The 17,872-nt window shown below is 63.4% G+C and carries 16 protein-coding genes; 9 read left to right on the top strand and 7 right to left on the bottom strand.

Annotation, left to right across the window (positions count from 1 at the left end; genetic code table 11):
• Complete coding sequence (locus ACVMIH_RS19275) at window positions 1-315, top strand: hypothetical protein (RefSeq protein WP_057018843.1); 315 nt, start codon at window positions 1-3, stop codon at window positions 313-315.
• Between the two features lie 65 nt (window positions 316-380).
• Here the strand turns inward: ACVMIH_RS19275 and glgA are convergent, their stop codons facing one another.
• Together glgA and glgC are read right to left on the bottom strand one after the other, a co-directional pair.
• On the bottom strand, window positions 381-1,835 hold the full coding sequence (glgA, locus tag ACVMIH_RS19270; protein WP_456862985.1) for a glycogen synthase GlgA: 1,455 nt from the start codon (window positions 1,833-1,835) through the stop codon (window positions 381-383).
• Window positions 1,832-3,094 carry a glucose-1-phosphate adenylyltransferase gene (gene glgC / locus ACVMIH_RS19265; RefSeq protein ID WP_057018901.1) on the bottom strand — a complete coding sequence of 421 codons (1,263 nt, stop codon included), beginning with the start codon at window positions 3,092-3,094 and terminating at the stop codon, window positions 1,832-1,834. The genes glgA and glgC overlap by 4 nt, the downstream gene beginning before the upstream one ends.
• 247 nt (window positions 3,095-3,341) lie before the next feature.
• On the opposite strand from glgC, the gene ACVMIH_RS19260 reads away from it, so the two are divergent.
• From ACVMIH_RS19260 to ACVMIH_RS19245, 4 genes are all read left to right on the top strand, one after another.
• A complete protein-coding gene (locus ACVMIH_RS19260; RefSeq protein WP_456862982.1) occupies window positions 3,342-4,574 on the top strand; it encodes a rhodanese-like domain-containing protein in 1,233 nt (410 codons plus the stop codon).
• A 796-nt stretch (window positions 4,575-5,370) separates the two neighbouring features.
• Window positions 5,371-6,738 (top strand): transposase, encoded by a 1,368-nt coding sequence (locus ACVMIH_RS19255; protein ID WP_456862979.1) that lies wholly within the window; start codon window positions 5,371-5,373, stop codon window positions 6,736-6,738.
• A 248-nt stretch (window positions 6,739-6,986) separates the two neighbouring features.
• Window positions 6,987-7,676: an ion channel gene (locus tag ACVMIH_RS19250; RefSeq protein ID WP_456851887.1), complete on the top strand. Its 690-nt coding sequence runs from the start codon at window positions 6,987-6,989 to the stop codon at window positions 7,674-7,676.
• A gap of 1,147 nt (window positions 7,677-8,823) precedes the next feature.
• A complete protein-coding gene (locus ACVMIH_RS19245) occupies window positions 8,824-9,093 on the top strand; it encodes a hypothetical protein (protein WP_456866518.1) in 270 nt (89 codons plus the stop codon).
• Between the two features lie 470 nt (window positions 9,094-9,563).
• Here ACVMIH_RS19245 and ACVMIH_RS19240 read toward each other — a convergent pair whose 3' ends face one another.
• The gene (locus ACVMIH_RS19240) at window positions 9,564-9,791 is read right to left on the bottom strand and encodes a phage minor head protein (RefSeq protein WP_456862976.1); all 228 of its coding nucleotides are present in this window, start codon (window positions 9,789-9,791) and stop codon (window positions 9,564-9,566) included.
• Between ACVMIH_RS19240 and ACVMIH_RS19235 the strand changes: the two genes are divergently transcribed.
• Together ACVMIH_RS19235 and ACVMIH_RS19230 are read left to right on the top strand one after the other, a co-directional pair.
• Complete coding sequence (locus ACVMIH_RS19235; RefSeq protein WP_456862974.1) at window positions 9,790-10,668, top strand: hypothetical protein; 879 nt, start codon at window positions 9,790-9,792, stop codon at window positions 10,666-10,668. The two genes, ACVMIH_RS19240 and ACVMIH_RS19235, sit on opposite strands and share 2 nt — an antisense overlap.
• 4 nt (window positions 10,669-10,672) lie before the next feature.
• Window positions 10,673-11,035 (top strand): hypothetical protein, encoded by a 363-nt coding sequence (locus ACVMIH_RS19230; protein ID WP_456862971.1) that lies wholly within the window; start codon window positions 10,673-10,675, stop codon window positions 11,033-11,035.
• Between the two features lie 304 nt (window positions 11,036-11,339).
• Here the strand turns inward: ACVMIH_RS19230 and ACVMIH_RS19225 are convergent, their stop codons facing one another.
• Complete coding sequence (locus tag ACVMIH_RS19225) at window positions 11,340-12,335, bottom strand: NHL repeat-containing protein (RefSeq protein ID WP_253640470.1); 996 nt, start codon at window positions 12,333-12,335, stop codon at window positions 11,340-11,342.
• A gap of 178 nt (window positions 12,336-12,513) precedes the next feature.
• Here ACVMIH_RS19225 and ACVMIH_RS19220 point away from each other — a divergent pair, with 178 nt between their 5' ends.
• Window positions 12,514-12,717 carry a hypothetical protein gene (locus ACVMIH_RS19220; protein ID WP_456862968.1) on the top strand — a complete coding sequence of 68 codons (204 nt, stop codon included), beginning with the start codon at window positions 12,514-12,516 and terminating at the stop codon, window positions 12,715-12,717.
• 109 nt (window positions 12,718-12,826) lie between these two features.
• Here ACVMIH_RS19220 and ACVMIH_RS19215 read toward each other — a convergent pair whose 3' ends face one another.
• Both ACVMIH_RS19215 and ACVMIH_RS19210 read right to left on the bottom strand, forming a co-directional pair.
• Entirely contained in the window at window positions 12,827-14,125 is a 1,299-nt protein-coding gene (locus ACVMIH_RS19215; protein ID WP_456862965.1) for a serine hydrolase domain-containing protein, read from the bottom strand.
• 107 nt (window positions 14,126-14,232) lie between these two features.
• Complete coding sequence (locus tag ACVMIH_RS19210; protein ID WP_456862962.1) at window positions 14,233-15,570, bottom strand: aminotransferase-like domain-containing protein; 1,338 nt, start codon at window positions 15,568-15,570, stop codon at window positions 14,233-14,235.
• A 135-nt stretch (window positions 15,571-15,705) separates the two neighbouring features.
• On the opposite strand from ACVMIH_RS19210, the gene ACVMIH_RS19205 reads away from it, so the two are divergent.
• The gene (locus ACVMIH_RS19205; RefSeq protein ID WP_057018899.1) at window positions 15,706-16,131 is read left to right on the top strand and encodes a DUF983 domain-containing protein; all 426 of its coding nucleotides are present in this window, start codon (window positions 15,706-15,708) and stop codon (window positions 16,129-16,131) included.
• 233 nt (window positions 16,132-16,364) lie between these two features.
• Here ACVMIH_RS19205 and ACVMIH_RS19200 read toward each other — a convergent pair whose 3' ends face one another.
• Window positions 16,365-17,564 (bottom strand): multidrug effflux MFS transporter, encoded by a 1,200-nt coding sequence (locus tag ACVMIH_RS19200; RefSeq protein WP_456866516.1) that lies wholly within the window; start codon window positions 17,562-17,564, stop codon window positions 16,365-16,367.
• Between the last annotated feature and the right edge of the window lie 308 nt (window positions 17,565-17,872).

Here is a 17,872-nt window from a genome sequence, read left to right as displayed (position 1 = left end):
ATGACCGATCTGTATCCTGATTTGCACAATTGGCTTTCGCAACAGCCCCATGGGTTGCGAACCTTCAGGACCTTCCAGCAAAAACTCGAGATTCTGAGCAAGGACGACCCGGAGCAACGCGGCGTTTGCCGGCTGCTGAGCGGACTCGTCGGCAACTACGTCGAAACCTTCGACGAGGAGCCGCTGCCGGTCGCGGTCGCCGACCGCGCCTATGGCCGGCTGCTCGATCTCGTCGCAAGCCTTGATCTCAAGGGAAATCCCGACCGGCGCCTCGCCGACATCAACCGCATCGCGTCCTGCGATCTGCTGAACTGATCTCAGCGCAAGACGCTTCGCGTTTTGTCGCGGAAAAACCGGTTGGCACTTTTCCGGATTGTGCTCTAGCGCCGCGTCGTCGCGAGCTCGCGATAGAGCGCGGCGTAGCGGCCGGCGCGATTGTGCCAGGAGACATCGGTGGCCATGCCGGCCTGCTGCAGCCGGCGCCATGTCACCTTGTCGTTGAACAGCAGGTTTGCCTTGCGCAAGCCGTGGGCGAGCGCATCCGAGGTGACGGGTGCGAACTTGACGCCGGTCGGCGCATCGCCGGTGATCGCGACTTCGTCGAAGTCGAGCACGGTGTCGGCAAGGCCGCCGACATTGGCGACAACAGGGACCGCGCCGTAGCGCAGCGCGCACAGCTGGGTGAGGCCGCACGGCTCGAAGCGCGACGGCACCGCGAGCGCGTCCGCGCCGGCCTGGATCAGATGCGCCAGCGCCTCGTCGTAGCCGATCACGACCGCGATCCGTCCGGGATTGTCGCGCGCCAGCGCGGCGTAGCGATCCTGCAGGTCGCGATCGCCGCTGCCGAGCAGCGCAAGCTGAATGCCTTCGCCGAGCAGCGTCGGAATGTTCTCGAGCAGCAGGTCGAGGCCCTTCTGCCATGACAGCCGGCTGATGACGCCGAGCAGCATCGCATCCGGCATTGGATCAAGCCCGAAGCGCCGCTGCAGCGCCGCCTTGTTCACCGCGCGATCCGCCGGCTGCTCGGAGCTGAAGCGCGCCGCGATGTCGGGATCGGTGGCCGGATTCCACACCGATATGTCGATGCCGTTGAGGATGCCGCTCAGCACGTCGGCGCGTTCGCGCAGGAGGCCGCCGAGCCCCATGCCGCCCTCGTCGCTTTGAATCTCCCGCGCATAGGTCGGCGACACCGTGGTGATGCGGTCGGCGAATTGCAGGCCGGCCTTCAACAGGCTGATGGTGCCGTAATATTCGACGCCGTGGAGCGCGTAGGATTCGCTCGGCAGGCCGAACGCGGCAAGCATGTCCGGCGAGAACTGGCCCTGATAGGCGAGGTTGTGCACGGTCATCACCGTGCCGGGCCGTGGTTGCCCGGCATAATGCAGGAGGGCGGGTGCGAGGCCCGCCTGCCAGTCATGCGCATGCACGATGTCGGGGACGAAGGAGGTGATCGCGCCCTGGCCGATCTCCGCCGCCATCCGCGACAGCGCGGCAAAGCGGATGCCGTTGTCCGGCCAGTCGCGTCCGTCCGGGCCGACATAGGGATTGCCGGGGCGCGCATAGAGATGCGGCGCGTCGAGCGCGAACAGATCGAGGCCATCATGCGTGCCGCCCAGCACGCGGATCGGCCCGCCGTAGAATTCCGGCCAGTGCAGCAGCGTCTCCGCCGCGGCCAGCGCCTTGAGCACGTCGGGATAGCCGGGCACCAGCGTCCGCGTCGTGACGCCGTGTTGCTTCAGCGCCGCCGGCAGCGCGCCGACCACGTCGGCAAGGCCGCCGGTCTTGACGATCGGGTAGACTTCAGAGGCGACTGCGAGGACGCGGATGGGCGTCATGTCCCCAGCCTGTCGATCATCGACTGCGTGATCAGCGTGATGCCGCTCTCGGTGGTGCGGAAGCGCTTGCCGTCGAATTCGGGATCCTCGCCGACCACGAGCCCTTCCGGAATCCTCACCCCGCGATCGATCACGACGTTTCGGAGCCGTGCTCCGCGGCCGACATTGACATAGGGCATGATCACCGCATTCTCGATATTAGCGTAGGAATTGACGTGCACGCCGGTGAACAGCAGGGAGCGGCGCAGCGACGCGCCCGAGATGATGCAGGCACCCGAGACCAGTGAGGTCACCGCCTGGCCGCGTCGTCCGTCCTCGTCATGCACGAACTTGGCAGGCGGGGTGATCTCGGCATAGGTCCAGATCGGCCATGATCGATCGTAGAGGTCGAGCTCGGGCACCACGTCGGTGAGATCGATATTGGCGCCCCAATAGGCATCGACGGTGCCGGCATCGCGCCAGTAGGAGCGGGGATCGTCGCCGGAGCGGACGCAGGAATCGTTGAACTGATGCGCGATCGCCCGGCCGTGCTTCACGATATAGGGGATGATGTCCTTGCCGAAATCGTGGGCCGAGTTCGGGTCAACGGCATCGCGGCGCAACTCGTCGAACAGGAATTCCGAATTGAAGACATAGATGCCCATGCTGGCCAGCGACTTGTCGGGCTTGCCGGGCATCGGTGGCGGATCGGCGGGTTTCTCGAGGAAGGACTGGATCAGGCCGGTCTCGTCGATATGCATGATGCCGAAGGCGCTGGATTCAGCCCGCGGCATTTCAAGGCAGCCGACCGTGACATCGGCGCCGCTTTCGACATGCTGCTTCAGCATGATCTCATAATCCATCTTGTAGACGTGGTCGCCGGCGAGCACCAGGATGTACTTGGTGCCGTGCGCTTCGAGGATGTCGATATTCTGGTAGACCGCGTCGGCCGTGCCGACATACCACATCGTTTCGGAGACGCGCTGGCTTGCGGGCAGGATGTCGAAACTCTCGTTTCGCTCCGGCCGGAAGAAGTTCCAGCCGCCTTGCAGATGCCGGATCAGGCTGTGCGCCTTGTACTGGGTCGCCACCGCGATGCGGCGGATGCCCGAATTCACCGCATTGGATAGCGCGAAATCGATGATGCGCGACTTGCCGCCGAAATAGACCGCGGGCTTGGCGCGTTTGTCGGTGAGCTCCTGAAGTCTGCTGCCGCGTCCGCCGGCCAGCACGAAGGCGAGGGCGTGACGCGACAAGGGTTCATTTCCGACGGATCTCATGGTCATCCTCCCAGAACTTCAGGCTGGCCCCGCTACCTTCTCTTGTCCGGAAGGCCTGATCGGGCGCCAACGGGGCCGATTGGGAACGTAGCAAGTGCATCCCGGTTGAGCAAAGCGGGATGGCGGGCTTTCGTTCCCCGGACCCCCGCTCGTGAAGATCGGGGTTGCGGGCCGGTTAAAGCTATTGACGAGGCGTGATTTCGGCCTAGAGCAAGCCTGCCGTTTTCTTCTGTCAGGCCAGCATTCCATGACACTTGCTTCCGTCACGCCCCAGGACATCCGCGCAACGCTGCTGCTGCGTCGGGAGATCGCGTTGCTCGACGTCAGGCATGAGGCGGAATTCGCCACCGGTCATCCGCTGTTTGCCGCCAACATGGCGGCCGGCCGGATCGCGCTCGAAGCCGAGCTGCGATTGCCGCGCAAGGACGTGCCGATCGTTCTTTATGACAATGGCGAGGGGCTGGTCGCTGCCGCCGTGGAGCAGTTGATGGCGCTGGGCTACGGCAATGTCGCCGCGCTTGCCGGCGGCTTAGGAGGCTGGAAGGCGGCCGGTTACGAGGTGTTTGAGGATGTCAATTCCTACGCCAAGGCGTTCGGCGAGTTGGTCGAGTCGCGCAGGCACACGCCGTCGCTGAGTGCCGACGAGGTCGCCGCGTTGATTTCGGACAAGGCCAACATCGCGATCCTCGATGTCCGTCGCTTCGACGAATATGCCACCATGAACATCCCGGGCTCGGTCAGCGTGCCCGGCGCCGAGCTGGTGCTGCGCGCAAGCGGCGCGGCGCCGGATCCCGACACCACCATCATCGTCAACTGCGCCGGCCGCACCCGCTCGATCATCGGCACGCAGTCGCTGATCAATGCCGGACTGCCCAACAAGGTGCGGGCGCTGCGCAACGGCACGATCGGCTGGACGCTGGCGAAGCACGATCTCGAGCACGGCGCCGGCAAGCGCGGCGGCATCGGTCCGTTCGAGGGCGCGGGCGACAATGCGCGCCACGTCGCCTATCGCGCCGGCGTCCGTCACATCGGGATCGATGAACTCGCTGCGCTGGACGAGGACGCACACCGTACGCTGTATCGCTTCGATGTGCGCGATGCCGAGGAATACACGACCGGTCACCTTGCCGGCTTCCGCCACTATGCCGGCGGCCAGCTGGTGCAGGAAATCGACATGGCCGCGCCCGTGCGCGGCGCGCGCATCGTGCTGAGCGACGACAAAAACATCCGCGCCGACATGACGGCGTCCTGGCTCGCGCAGATGGGCTGGGAGGTCTATGTGCTCGACGGCGGCTATGACGGCCGGCTCGAAGTCGGCCCGCCGCGCATCGTGCCGCGGCCCGATCCCGCGCACTGCTACCGGCGACCCTATGAGGGCACCGGCGTCGCGGAGCAGGCGATGCAGGCCTATCTCGATTGGGAGTACGGCCTCGTCGAGCAGCTGCGCCGCGACGGCACGCACGGGTTCTATGTGATCTAGCGGATGACGTGGTGACGGCGGGCGACCGCATCGGTGCCGAGACGCAGGGGCGCACTGCCAAAATATCGAAAACAACCCCATGCAAAGGAGCCGGTGGCTGCCGGCGGACACGGCAACTTGACTCGTCGGGCAAATCAGTGGTACTTTTCCATTATTCAGAAATCGTGCCGGCATGGTCGTCCCTGCGAAGCAGGGACCCATAACCACAAATGCCAATTGCTGGGCGATGCTGGAACGACGAATTCCTTCAACAAGGTCCGCCGCGGAGTATGGGTCCCTGCTCCCGTGCGCAATTGTGACGCGCCGTTTCGGGTGACACCCCCTCGGCAATTCCGGGATTGACCGGGATTGGGCGGGAAGTGGCGAGTTCTCAAAGGGTTGGCCGGGCGGCGGCGCGCGATTGGCGAGACCTCATCGCGCAAGTTCGAGTGACACCCATCGGCGCGGCGCAATCGAGAAACGTCAATAAATTCAGTCGGCGGCTCGCCGAAGTGGGACTCGACGGGCCGAGCGCCGCGCACCGAGTCCCACCTCGCCGTGACATGCTAAGAAGCCTTTAAAACACGGGATAATCCGCACTTCAGCTGCCCCGAAAGCACCAACAGGTGGGACTCGCAGGTGGGACTCCTAGGGCGCGTACTCATAGACTGGGACACCCGCTTGCAGGAGCGAAGCAGACACTCGGCCTGAACGTCAGGGATGTCGCCTTATGACCGATTTTGTTGCAAAAGTCGGTTGAGTGAGGCCTCGAACGATGATTCCGTTGTGTTGACGCGATTCTCGGCGAGGTCGATCCATGATGGGCCGTCTGAAGAGTGACCAAGGTCAACTGTTCTACGAGTTTCGTCTTGGCGATGTGGTCCCCGAAGATCATTTGGTGCGGACGATCGATGCTGCTCTCGATCTGTCGTGGCTTCGCGGCGAGCTTGCGTCCCATTATGCGTCCATGGGTCGTCCGTCGATCGACCCTGAACTGATGATCCGGATGCTGGTGGTGGGGTATGTCTTTGCGATCCGCTCGGAGCGATTGATCTGCCGCGAAGTACAGGTGAGCCTCGCCTATCGCTGGTTCTGCAGGCTTGGCATCGAAGATGCTTTTCCCGACCATTCAGCGTTCTCGCGTGCCCGCAACGAGCGTTTCCGCGAGGGAGATGTTTTTCGCCATGTGTTTGAGCGGGTCGTCGAGGCGTGTATTGCGGCCGGTCTGGTTGGTGGTGAAGGCTTTGCAGTTGATGCGAGCCTGATTGCGGCCGACGCCAACAAGCGGCGCTCGATCGCGGGTCAGGATTGGCGCAGGGATCGCGATCCGGCGAGGTCCAGCCGCGCCGTGAAGGAGTATCTGGCGACTCTCGAAGACACGGCATGGGGTGCCGCTACGGAGGTTGTGCCGAAGTTCGTCTCGCCATCCGATCCCGCGGCGCAGTGGACCGGCGCACACAAAGGGGCGGCATTCTTCGCCTACTCTGACAACTATCTCATCGACATGAAGTTCGGCGTCATCTTGGACGTCGAGGCGTCTCGTGCCATTCGGCAAGCCGAAGTCGGTACCGCAAAGACAATGATCGAACGAACAGAGGAACGTTTTGGCCTCAAGCCGGAGCGGCTCGCGGCCGATACCGCTTATGGATCGGCGCCGATGCTGAACTGGCTGGTAGAGAAGGACATCGCGCCACACATTCCGGTCATCGACAAGTCAAAGCGCGAGGATGGCACCTTCTCGCGCAACGACTTTCGATATGATCCGGCCGGCGACGTCTACCACTGCCCAGGCGGAAAGCGGCTCGGGACAAGCGGCACAGCACACGAGGGCAAGACGCTCTTGTACCGCGCAAGCAAGCTCGACTGCGATGTTTGCCCGCTCAAACCGCAGTGCTGCCCAAAGGAGCCCTCACGCAAGATCCCGCGCGACGTCCATGAGCGCGCCCGAGACGTTGCACGCTCCTTCGCTGGCACCGAGGCCTTTGAACAGTCGCGACGTGAGCGAAAGAAGATTGAGATGCGGTTCGCACACCTGAAGCGCATCCTGAGGCTCGGCCGACTGCGACTGCGTGGCCCACGAGGCGCCCAGGATGAGTTTGTTCTGGCCGCCATCGCTCAGAACCTACGGCGGCTCGCGAGCCTGGTCGCGCGGCCGCCACCGGCACACACGGTGTACACCGCGTAGAGTTGCGTAGAGAGCGTCAGGGCCGGCAAACCAAAGCCGGTCGTCCTTGGCGAGATGGCCGAACAATCCATCGCGAGCAGCCGACTTTTGCAACAAAATCGACCCGCTGCGGACTTCGGGATTGTGCGCGCCGTTCAAGACAGATCGCCGATTGAGCGGTCACTTGACCTAGATCAAAGGAAGTGGCTGTCATTCTTGCAGCTACTCCGGGGGGTCCCACGACGGAACGCGCGTCTCGGAGTGCGACAATGCCCAATCCCATCCATAGCATGCGCTTATTGCGGCGCGAATACAACGACCGCTTGCTCACGCTGCTCGCCATCTTGCTCGCGCTTGAGATGTTCGTAATTGCCCCACTTCATGCGATGGGCATTTTTGTATTTCAAGGCTTCGCGATAGTTGCCTTGCTGGGCATCATAAGCGGCATGCTCATCATTTCCGACCATCCGGCGGCGCTCGCCATCATGACGGTTTGCGTTGTCGCAAATGTGGTCGTCTTCCTGGTGCGCTTGTTTTACCCCCCTTGGCCATATAGCGCTTATCTTTTGGCTGCCGCCTGGCTTGCCATCGCGGTCACGCTCGGAGCGGTCGTTGCTCAAGCTGTATTTAGAAGCGGCCCTATCAACTACCATCGAATTGTCGGAGCAATCCTGCTCTATTTACTGATCGCGCTCGCCTTTGGGACGCTGTTCATATTTGTCGGATTGTCGCTTCCGGATGCATTCAAGGGAATAACATTCGAACAAAACTCAGGCCTCGCCAGCTCGGTCTTCTATTTGAGTTTGGTCACTCTTACATCAACGGGATACGGCGATCTTGTCCCGGTGCATCCCATAGCGCGGAGCTTGTGTAACCTTGAAAGCGTGGTGGGTCAGCTTTACCCAGCTACGCTATTGGCGAGGCTCGTCTCGCTCGAACTGAAGGAGCACGTCCCGTAGTCGTTTATCTGCTAGGTCAGCTTTCTGGCCAATCGCGTCATTTCGCGGCGATGCGGAATTTTGGTCGCTATCGGGGCATAGCGGACACTGAGTAGGACGCACCGCCACTGTAACTGGCAAGTGCGGTCACGCGGTCCCCGCCGTTCCAAGGAGCCCCAGAGGACACGGACGACCGTGCGGCAGGGCGTCGGAAGGGTCACGACGAAGCGCCACATCTCGATCATTTCTTCCCTTCATGCACGCGAGCTAATGCACGCGCTGCATCGGGACGATGAGCGGCGATGATGACCCTGTCGAGCCCCTAGACGCTGTAGCCAGGCTACTTGGCTGTCCCAGTCGTAACGCCTGTCCCCGGCGTAACTCCGCGCCGTATTTGGCGCGCTTCACGGCGACCCTCACGCCGCACTTCGCGCGCCTCACGCCGCCCCTCGCGGCGCTCGCGCCGCCCCTCGCGTCGATCTTGGCGCCTTTCCATGCCAGCCGTCTGCGCCTCCGCATCAGGGACCATCAGCACGGTCGGGAGCGCTGCTATTGCGGTCGCCAAGCCCAAAGAAGAAAGAAGCTTCCGTCGAGAGATCATGACCGCCTCCTTGCTTGGTTGCCCCAAGATTGAAGTTTACTCGCTTTACCCGTCCTCTGCTTGATCTATGTCATTGGACGGTTGCACTCGCACATCCGCCCAAGCGCGTGTGGGCCGACCGCTGACGCCAGTGAGCGTCGCGGGCGTTGCGCGTCGTCAAACCCGGCGGGCCGCGTACGGATACGGGTATGGGTACGGGTTGGCGCCGGTGTCGCCGCTACGGCAGCGGTCGCCACGGCAGCCGCTACCGCGCCGGCCTATGCCGGCTGGGGTACCAACAGCTGGACCAATTCGTATGCCGCCCAGACCGATCCTCACTTCGGCCAACCCTACTATCCGGCACGCGCCTATCGTGGGATCAGCCCGTATTACGGCTACGCCGGATGGGCAGAATACAAGGCAGCCAACGGCATCGGCTGCGAGCCCGGCACGATGACGAAATGGGCTGACGGCCGCATGTACGTCTGTCAGTGACGTTCCGCAACGGCACCGCAAGAGGGTGGCTCCCTGAGCCGCTCTCTTGATCTGCAAGTGAAGCACGTCGATTTCGCGTACGATGAGGAAGAAATGCGTCGGACGAACATTTTTCCAACCAAGTCGGTGACGGTTGCGGGGGGGGGGGGGGCGGCCAGCCTAATGTTGGGGTTTGCGGGTGCCGCTCTCAGTCTAGCACCAGCCAACGCCGTGGTTTACTGCACTTATGTCGATTATCCGGCAGGCTGCGTGGCGAGGGCTGGCGTCGTGCTCAGGCCTCGCCCGGTGGCGCGCGCTGCTGTCCGTCATAACGCGGGCGGCAACATGAATGGCGGCGTTAACCGGGTTGGAGCGCGACGGTAGTGCCGTCTTGCGGTTCACGAGCGGAGCACCTTCCGGCAAGGCAGCTTTGTGACCCATTGCATTCAGAGCAATCGATGAGGCGCACTTGGTACGTCACCTTCGAAGTGCAGCAGCGTCGAGGGATGTTGCCAAAGCCAAGACATCCTCGGCTGACCAAGACATTTGAGACAGAGTCGGAAGCCAAGCTGTTTGCGAAAGAGAAACTTGATCAAGGACTCGTCGTGACAGCGGGCACACTCAATCCACACGCGCCCAAACAGGTTATTCCGTCGAGCGCCGTGTCTATCTGGCTTGGGAGCGTGCTGGATCAAGTGCGGGGAGGTCCGACGATCTGGGCGACTGAGAAGTCGCTGAAGTCAGCTCTTGGCCCAGGCTGTGTGCCGGCATGACCAAGCGCGCCGCTTTTGTCCGCTTCTGACGGTAATACGGACTTCGTTCGACGACCAGATTTATGGGTACACGCCCTAATCCTAGTCGGTCGCGGCCGGTTGCTCGCCGGGTCGATAAGCGAAACCCGGGTCGATTCCTTCGGGCACCATGACGGTCCGCCCGCCGACGATATGCGGCATCAGACGCGAGGCCGGCGCCTGGTCCGAGACCTGATAGCCGAAGCGATCGAGGTCGGCGTCGGAGAGGCTTTCAACCCAGCAATGGCAGAACCAGCCGTTCGGCGGGAAATGCGTCTGCCACCACGGCATGTTCAGGGATAAGTTTTCCGGCGCTGGCACGTTCAACGATTGGAATTTCAACCGGGTTGGTCAGCACGGCGCAGGCGATCTGTCGTCCACTGCGAACCTCGCCGATCTGAACAGCGCCCCGAAGGCGATTATCAATCTCGGCATTCCAGGTGTACTCAGCGGTTATCTCGCCGGACTAAAGATCACGTCGCCTGGCGCTGTTTCGACGTTCAGCGTCAGCGCCGGTGTCGCTTGCGATCGAAACGCGGGTGATATGATCGTCCTCGGTGCAGCACTGACCAAGTCAAGTTCGGCATGGGCGGCCGGCAACAACAATGGTTGCCTCGATACCGGGACGCTTGCGAACGGCTTCTACCATGTCTTCGTGATAAAGAATCCGACGACCTCGACCGTCGACGTGCTCATGTCAAAGAACGCAACCGCGCCGACGATGCCTGCCGGATATACGTTGTTCCGTCGCATTGGCGTCGTGTGGTTCAATAGCGGTGTCAATTTCTCGGCGATTTTGCAGCGAGGCCGGGAATTCTTCTGGCCCGGTTCAGCGCTGGATATAAGCGCGACGATCGGAACGACGTTGCAGACGTTTGCGCTCGCCAGTTGTCCGACCGGCGTTAGGGTGCAAGTTTTGGTGAACATCATTGCGTGGAACCCCACGCAAAACACCGTATGGTGGACGCACGAAACCGGTCTTACCGACAACGCACCTAGCTATTCGGTCGGCGGAAACGGTTTGGAATCATCAACCGCCACTTCCGGCAACGCAAATGACTTGCGCGTTTGGACCGATACCTCAGCGCAGATTGCCGCGCGATCATCCAATGCGAACACGTCTTATCGGTGTTTTACGCGCGGATGGTTCGATCCATTGGAAGGATGAGGGGATGGGATTTGTAGAGCGAAACAGCGATGGCGCCATCGTTGGATGGTTTGCCTGTGAGCAGCCGGCGCCGATGGTGACCGAGCAGGTCGCCGACGACGACCCGGCGGTGATTGCGTTTCTGAACCCGCCGGCCCCTGTGCCCACCTCCTGCACCAGGCTCGGCCTTAAACGGGCTTTTGACGAGCTTGGGACGTGGGCCACGGTCAAAGCCGCGATTGCGGCGGATGCTAACGTCCAGGAGGAGTGGGACTTGGCGACCGAGATCAGGCGGTCTGACCCCTTGGTTCAGCGCATGATCACCGTCGTGGGCCTGTCGGATAACCAAGTCGACGCCCTTCTGGTCCGCGCCAATGCCTTGGTCTAGGGGCCGCCGGCTGCCCGGTTCCGGGGGTGACAAACGAAATTGCGCGCGGTGCCATTCGTTTTTGCGCGCTACAGCAAATGCGCACTAGGCAGGGACGACGTGTTGGAGGGGCCGCGGGCTCTCATCTCTGCGGTGCCATACCCCGCACAGGCATCCAGTACGGCGCGGCCTTTAAGCACGAACGCCGTGAGGAGTCGGATCGCATCTATCGATGCGACCCGACCTAACAGGAGCTTCGCTCGTCTCGACCCCGCAAGCCGGGGAGATACACCGAGTTTGCTGCGAAGCATAACCCAGCCCGCCGCTACTTCGGCAACGCCACCGGCGTCAGCTTGAACGGGCCGGGGTCCTTGCCCTTGTTGTCGCCGATCACGTAGGACAGCTTGCCCTCGGCGACCCAGCCGACATCGCCGACCTGCGTCACCGAGACCGGCTCGGCGAGGCCATCCTTGATGGTGTCGATGGTAGCCTCGCTGCCCTTCACCGTGACCTTGTCGAGCTTGCCGTTGCCCTCGATCAGCAGGAAGCTGCCGCCATGGGCACGCAACGCGTCGGCGTGGTCGAGCCGCCGCGACGGCTTCAACTCGGTCACCGCGCCCGCCTTGCCGTCCTTCATCTCGATCTTGAACAGTTTTGCCGGAATGAAGGTCGTGACATAAAGATTGCCGTCGGCGCCGATCGCGATGCCGTCGAGCCCGACGCCGTCCTTGGCGGGCGCGAGCTGCGGATCGGTCGCGAACGTCGCCAGCGCCGTGCTGCCGGGTTTCAGGCTATAAACGAACGGCGCAAAGGAATCGCTCACATAGGCGGTGCCGTCGGCCCCGACCACGATGTCGTTGCAGAACGATTTCGGATCGCTCAGGGCAAAGCTGCCCTTCGGCGCGCCGCTCTTGAGATCGAAGGTCTTCAGCCAGGCGCCCTTGGTGTCGCTCGGCCCCGCCACGCCCATAGCGCTGATGTCGTTGGAGCAAACATAGAGCGTGCCGCTCTTCTCGTCGGCGAGCACGCCCAGCGTCGAGCGGCTGTCGGCGGCGCCCGGCTTGACCAGCTGCTCGGCCTTGCCGCCCGAGATCTTCGTCACGCCGCCATGGTTGAAGCTGCCGACGTAGAGCGTCCCGTCGGAAGTCGAGGTCACGCTCTCCGGAAAACTCTTGTCGGGAACGCCGACCGCAGCTGTTTCGGCGCGCACTGCGCCGGCCGCACCGAGCGCAAGGATGATGGCCGCTAGCGATGCGCGGCGGATCTTGAGCAGTTCTCCCGTTGCGCGCGGACGTCCCGCGGCGCCATTGTTTTTTATCATGATCGCGTTTCCTCGATGAACCTGGTTGGACCAGGCAGGATTTTCTTGGCAATCGTCTCCGGTCGATGGTTGTTGTCTGCAGGGTTCCCGACCGGATTGTTCACCCGCCTGCCTTGTCGTCGCGATATATACGATAGTATATAGCGTGAGGGAAGCAGCGTCCGCTGGAGAGCGCGTCATGGAACGGGAATTGGCGTCGCACCACCAATGCGTGTGTCGCGGTGGCATCATCGATGGGATCGTCGACGACGATGCGATCGGCCTCGATGCACGGGTCGGCCTGTTTACGGACGGGTGTGCGTTCATCTGCGACGAATGCACCGCGAGCCTGATCGCGGCCGCAGCACGGCGCAGGCAGGAACCGGTTCGGCGCAAGTCGTAAGGCGGGAAGGTTTCCGCGTCATTGCGAGGAGCGTAAGCGACGAAGCAATCCATCTATCCCCATGCGGAGACATGGATTGCTTCGCTGCGCTCGCAATGACGGTGGGAACTCAATCCGGGCTGAACGCGTCGTAGACCAGCTTGCGGAACGCGGGCGTAATGCGCTGGCGCTCGTTCTGGGTCTGCTCGAGCATGATGTAGATCATGTCGAGCTTCGGATCGACGCCGAAATAGGTGCCGCTGCCGCTGTCCCATTTCAACTCGCCGATCGAGCCGGGCGGTGGTGGCTTGGCAATGCCGGGATCGGTGCGCACGGCGATGCCGTAGCCATAGCCGAAGCCGTCGCCGGGAAAGTACCAGTAGTCGCGGCCGACACCGGAGCCCGGCCCGATATGGTCCGTCGTCATGGTCTTGAAGGCTGCGGGGTTGAGATAGCGCTTGCCGTCCAGCTCGCCGCCGTTGAGCAGCATCTGCGCGAAGCGCGCATAATCGAGGATGGTCGATACCAGGCCGCCGCCGCCGGATTCCCATTCCGGATGCGCGCGCCGGTCGTTCTCGCCCTCGATCAGGATGGTGTCCGAGGGCAGCGGCTCGGCGAGCCTTGTCCGTTCGGTCTCCACATCGAGCACGTATCTGGTGTCGTTCATCTTCAGGGGATCGAACAGGCGCTCCTTCTCGAACTGATAGAGCGTCTTGCCCGAGACGATCTCGATCACCCGGCCGAGCACGTCGGTGGAATGGCCGTAGCGCCACAGCGTGCCGGGCTGTCGCGACAGCGGCAGCTTGGCCAGCCGCGCCACGAATTCCTCGTTGTCGAACTTGCCGTCGAACAGATGTCCTGCGCGGTAGATCTTCTGGATCCAGTCGGCACCGATATATTCGTAGGTGATGCCCGAAGTGTGCCGCATGACATCTTCAATGGTCACCGGCCGGATCGGCGGCACCAGCTCAACCTTGGCCGGATCGTTTCCACCGTCCGGTTCAATGGCGACCTTCACGTCGGCGAAAGCCGGAATGTATTTCGACAGCGGGTCCTGCGGCGACAGCTTGCCCTCGTCGACCAGCATCATCGCGGCGGAGTTGGTGATCGGCTTGGTCATCGAATGCAGCGCGAACATCGTGTCGGGCCGCATCGGCGATTTGGTCGTGACGTCGCGATAGCCGAAGGTCTTCAGGTAGACCGGCTTGCCGTGCTGCTGGATCAGGATGACCGCGCCCGGAATTTTTCCTGTCGCAACCTCGTTATCAAAGAATGCGGTGATGCGTTCGAGTTTTTCCGGCACCGGGGCAGGGGCATCGGAGGCGCGCGCCGCGCCTGATATGACAACTGCAAGACAACCGATCGCGGTCACTGCTCCGCGAAGCGACAGCACAGCACGGTGGACTGCCCGATCATACCCGCACGACATTGAAAAGCCTGCCCCTGCCTGATGCCCTGAGCGCAGAGTTTTAGCGGCGCGCGCTCCCGCGCACCATAATCATTTTGGCGCGAGTTTATTCCCGGCGATCGCCGGAATTATACGATTTGGGTAGCGCCGACGGGCGTGCGCACCGCATTCGACAACACCTGCAGCGCCTGGCTCAGTTCGGCGCGGTTGCGTGCCGCACCCAGCGACACGCGCAGGCCGCGCGGCGCGGCATCGCCTGCCGCAAAGGCGTCTTCGCCGACCACGGCGAGACCGTTGCGCATCAGATGCGACAGCAGGTCGGTGCCGTCGAAATGCTTCGGCAGCGGCATCCAGAGATGGTGGCTCGCCGGCCGCGCCGCGTAAGTGACGCCCTTGAGGAAACGGGCCGCGAGCTGCTGGCGCGCGGCCGCCTCGTTGCGAATGGCGCGGATGATGTCCGCGGCGACGCCGGAACGCAGCCATTGCGTGACCAGCGCGACCATCAGCGACGGCGGCATCTGCATGGTGGCCTGCATGCCGGCGCGCATGCGCTGCTCGGCGGCAGCATCGGGCGCCAGGAGATAGGCGACGCGCAGGGCCGGCGCGATGCATTTTGCGATGCTCGCGGCGTAGTAGGTGCGCTCCGGAATGAGCGTAGCGATCGGCGCCATTTGCGGTTCGAGCGGCCCGTAGACGTCGTCTTCGATCAGGACGCAGCCGCGCTTGCTGATGACATCGGCGACCGCCTTGCGTCTGATCGCGCTCATCGTCGCCGTGGTCGGGTTTTGCTGCGTCGGCACCAGGTAGACCGCCTTCGGCTTGTGCTTGCGGCAGGCCTCGTCGAGCGCCGCGGGCCGCGCGCCCTCGGCGTCCATCGCAACCCCGACCAGGCGGACGTCGAGCCGCGCCGCCGCGGCCTTGATGCCGGGAAAGGTCAACGCCTCCGTCACCACGACATCGCCCGGCGATGTCAGCGCCAACAGCGTGTTGAAGATGATCGCCTGCGAACCCGGATAGATCACGATGCGGTCGGCCGCCGCCTGCGGCACGCGCGGCGCGAGCCATGCGGCGCCGGCCTCGCGCTCCGCAGTGGTGCCGCCCGGACGCGTGTAGCCGAGATAGGCGGAGAACCCGGCTTCGGAGCGGATGGTCGCAAGTCCCTGCGCGATGCGCAGGTCGAGATTGGCCTCGACCGGCTGCGGCGGCAGGTTCATCGACAGGTCGATGTTGACGGGCGCGGGCAGGTCGGACGCGGCGCGCGCGGTTGTCTCCGAGACGAACGTACCCTGGCCGACACGGGCGTCGAGCAGTCCGCGCCGCCGCGCCTCGCCATAGGCGCGAGTCACCGTGGTCAGATCGATATCGAGCGCTGACGCCAGCGCGCGATGGGTCGGCAGCCGCTGGCCGCGCACCAGCCGGCCGCTCGCGATGTCGGCGGCCAGCGCATCGACGATGCGCAGAAACATCGGGCCGTGCCATTCCGAAACTGTAGGGATCCAATCCATGCAATTCGACGCTTTGTCTTTGATTGTAGGTGCTAGAATGCATATTGTATGGATCATCCAGATCAGGTCAAGGACGACGGCGAAAGGAAAACGACGATGACCGAGACGGTTTCCCTGCCAAAGGCGATGTGGCGCGGCTTCACCATGAAGTGCCCGAACTGCGGGCGTGGCCATCTGTTCGGCCGCTTCCTCAAGGTCGCCGATCACTGTGAAGTCTGCAGCGAGGACTTCACCCCGCAGCGCGCGGACGATTTCCCGGCCTATCTCGTGATCGTCGTGGTCGGCCACGTCGTGGTGCCGGCGCTGCTGTGGCTGGAGATGAACTACGCGCCGCCGGCCTGGCTGCAACTGGCGATCTGGCTGCCCTTCACGCTGTTCAGCGCGCTCGCGCTGCTGCAGCCGACCAAGGGCGCGATCGTGGGCCTGCAGTGGCAGCTGGGGATGGAGGGATTCGCGGCGACGCGGCGTGCGGTGGCGCCCGCCCGGGCGCAAAGCAGCGTCGGACGGACTCGCGAAGCCTGACGCGATCTCAGAATCGTAGCCCGGATGAGCGAAGCGACATCCGGGAACTGTAGCCCCACATATCGCTCCGCTCATGCGGGCTACAGTGATGCAACCAGTCAGAATTGTAGCCCGGATGGAGCCAACGGGTCGCGCGAACGCGCGCCCGATGACAAGCTCCGCGTAATCCGGGATCCTGTCGCCCGCACGATGAATCCCGGATTGCGCTGCGCTCGATCCGGGCTACGGATCAATCAAATCGGATGATGATGCGGCCGGAACATCCGGCCCTTTTCCGTCACCAAGACGACGGCGAGCGCGGCCAGCGTGCAGAGGAAGAAGCCGGTCGCGAACGGCGCCAGCGTGCCGTCGTAATCCTGGCCGATCGTGGTGCCGACGCCGATCCCGAGCAGCGTCGTGATCGTGCCGTACAGCGAGGAGGCGGTGCCGGCGATCTTGCCCTGCGGCTCCATCGCGAGCGCGGTGAAATTCGCCATCACCAGCCCGAACGCGAACATCATCAGGCCCGACAGCACCATGAACAGCGGCAGCGACAGCGTGTCGGTCTTCACCGCCAGCAGCAGGGCGCCTGCGACGACGGCAAAGCCGGTCAGCGCGGCGTGCGAGATCACCCGCATGCCGATGCGGCCGACGATACGCGAATTGAGGAAGCCGGCGATCGCGACGCCGACCGCGCAGGCCGCGAACGCCACGGGGAAGTAATGCCCGAGCTTGAAGATCTCGGTGAAGATCTGCTGCGAGGAGAACACGAAGGCAAACAGCGAGCCCTGCACGCCGCCGGCGGCGAGCGCGTAGCCGAGCGTCTGGCGATTGGTGACGGTCTGGCGAAACGCGGACAGCACTTCCGGGATCGCCAGCGACTTGCGCAATTCCAGCGGCAGCGTCTCCGGCATCCGCATCGCGCTCCAGGCCAGCGCGATCACGCCGTAGATCATCAGCAGCACGAAGATGCCGCGCCAGTGCGTCAGCAGCATCACCGCCTGGCCGAATGACGGAGCGATCACCGGCACCGCGATGAACACCATCATCGCGAGCGACATCACGCTCGCCATCCGCCGTCCGGCGTAGCAGTCGCGCACGATCGAGGTCGCGATCACGCGGGTCGCCGCGGTGCCGAGCCCTTGCAGCGCGCGCGCCAGCAGCAGCGTCTCAAACGAGGGCGCCATGATCGCGAGCAGGCCGGCGATGGTGTAGACGGTCATGCCGCCGAGCAGCACCGGGCGGCGGCCGAAGCGGTCCGACAGCGGGCCCATCACGAACTGGCCGACGCCGAAGCCGACCAGGAAGATCGACAGCACCATCTGCGGGCGGTTGGCGTCGGCGATCTGGAACGCGGAGCGGATGTTCGGCAGCGCCGGCAGCATCATGTCCATCGCCAGCGGGTTCAGCGCCATGATCGAGGCGATGACGACGACGAATTCCGGAAAGCCCATCGGGCGGTGGCCTGAGGAAACCCAGGCATCGGCATTGATGTCAGACACTTAGCAACCTCTTGGGAATCCTCGCATCGTAGCGATCTTGCTGCGATGCACAATCGGCGTTTCGGGATAGCTGCCCGCCGATCGCGGTCGAGGTAGCGGGGTCGGGAACCGGGGCCAAAAGCACAATTCGCCGAATATCGTTGCGGCTGCAACTATTTTGCTCGTGTGGTGCGGAAACCTCTGCTAATCCCGGGCCCAGCATCCGTGCGGGGCAGGCGCATCGCCGCCAACCACGCCCGCGCGGCCAAGAACAGGTTCAA

The organism is Bradyrhizobium sp. USDA 4503, from assembly GCF_054055815.1.
This window is presented reverse-complemented; position numbering and strand designations above follow the sequence as displayed.

What these genes read in the sequence shown, in the direction of transcription:
- ACVMIH_RS19255 (WP_456862979.1), top strand. Translation starts at nt 5,371, where the DNA reads ATGATGGGCCGTCTGAAGAGTGACCAAGGTCAACTGTTCTACGAGTTT.
- ACVMIH_RS19210 (WP_456862962.1), bottom strand. Translation starts at nt 15,570, where the DNA reads ATGTTTCTGCGCATCGTCGATGCGCTGGCCGCCGACATCGCGAGCGGC.
- ACVMIH_RS19225 (WP_253640470.1), bottom strand. Translation starts at nt 12,335, where the DNA reads ATGATAAAAAACAATGGCGCCGCGGGACGTCCGCGCGCAACGGGAGAA.
- ACVMIH_RS19200 (WP_456866516.1), bottom strand. Translation starts at nt 17,564, where the DNA reads ATGGGCTTTCCGGAATTCGTCGTCGTCATCGCCTCGATCATGGCGCTG.
- ACVMIH_RS19240 (WP_456862976.1), bottom strand. Translation starts at nt 9,791, where the DNA reads ATGCCGTGGTGGCAGACGCATTTCCCGCCGAACGGCTGGTTCTGCCAT.
- ACVMIH_RS19275 (WP_057018843.1), top strand. Translation starts at nt 1, where the DNA reads ATGACCGATCTGTATCCTGATTTGCACAATTGGCTTTCGCAACAGCCC.
- ACVMIH_RS19235 (WP_456862974.1), top strand. Translation starts at nt 9,790, where the DNA reads ATGTTCAGGGATAAGTTTTCCGGCGCTGGCACGTTCAACGATTGGAAT.
- ACVMIH_RS19245 (WP_456866518.1), top strand. Translation starts at nt 8,824, where the DNA reads ATGCGTCGGACGAACATTTTTCCAACCAAGTCGGTGACGGTTGCGGGG.
- glgA (WP_456862985.1), bottom strand. Translation starts at nt 1,835, where the DNA reads ATGACGCCCATCCGCGTCCTCGCAGTCGCCTCTGAAGTCTACCCGATC.
- ACVMIH_RS19260 (WP_456862982.1), top strand. Translation starts at nt 3,342, where the DNA reads ATGACACTTGCTTCCGTCACGCCCCAGGACATCCGCGCAACGCTGCTG.
- ACVMIH_RS19205 (WP_057018899.1), top strand. Translation starts at nt 15,706, where the DNA reads ATGACCGAGACGGTTTCCCTGCCAAAGGCGATGTGGCGCGGCTTCACC.
- ACVMIH_RS19215 (WP_456862965.1), bottom strand. Translation starts at nt 14,125, where the DNA reads ATGTCGTGCGGGTATGATCGGGCAGTCCACCGTGCTGTGCTGTCGCTT.
- ACVMIH_RS19230 (WP_456862971.1), top strand. Translation starts at nt 10,673, where the DNA reads ATGGGATTTGTAGAGCGAAACAGCGATGGCGCCATCGTTGGATGGTTT.
- ACVMIH_RS19220 (WP_456862968.1), top strand. Translation starts at nt 12,514, where the DNA reads ATGGAACGGGAATTGGCGTCGCACCACCAATGCGTGTGTCGCGGTGGC.
- glgC (WP_057018901.1), bottom strand. Translation starts at nt 3,094, where the DNA reads ATGAGATCCGTCGGAAATGAACCCTTGTCGCGTCACGCCCTCGCCTTC.
- ACVMIH_RS19250 (WP_456851887.1), top strand. Translation starts at nt 6,987, where the DNA reads ATGCCCAATCCCATCCATAGCATGCGCTTATTGCGGCGCGAATACAAC.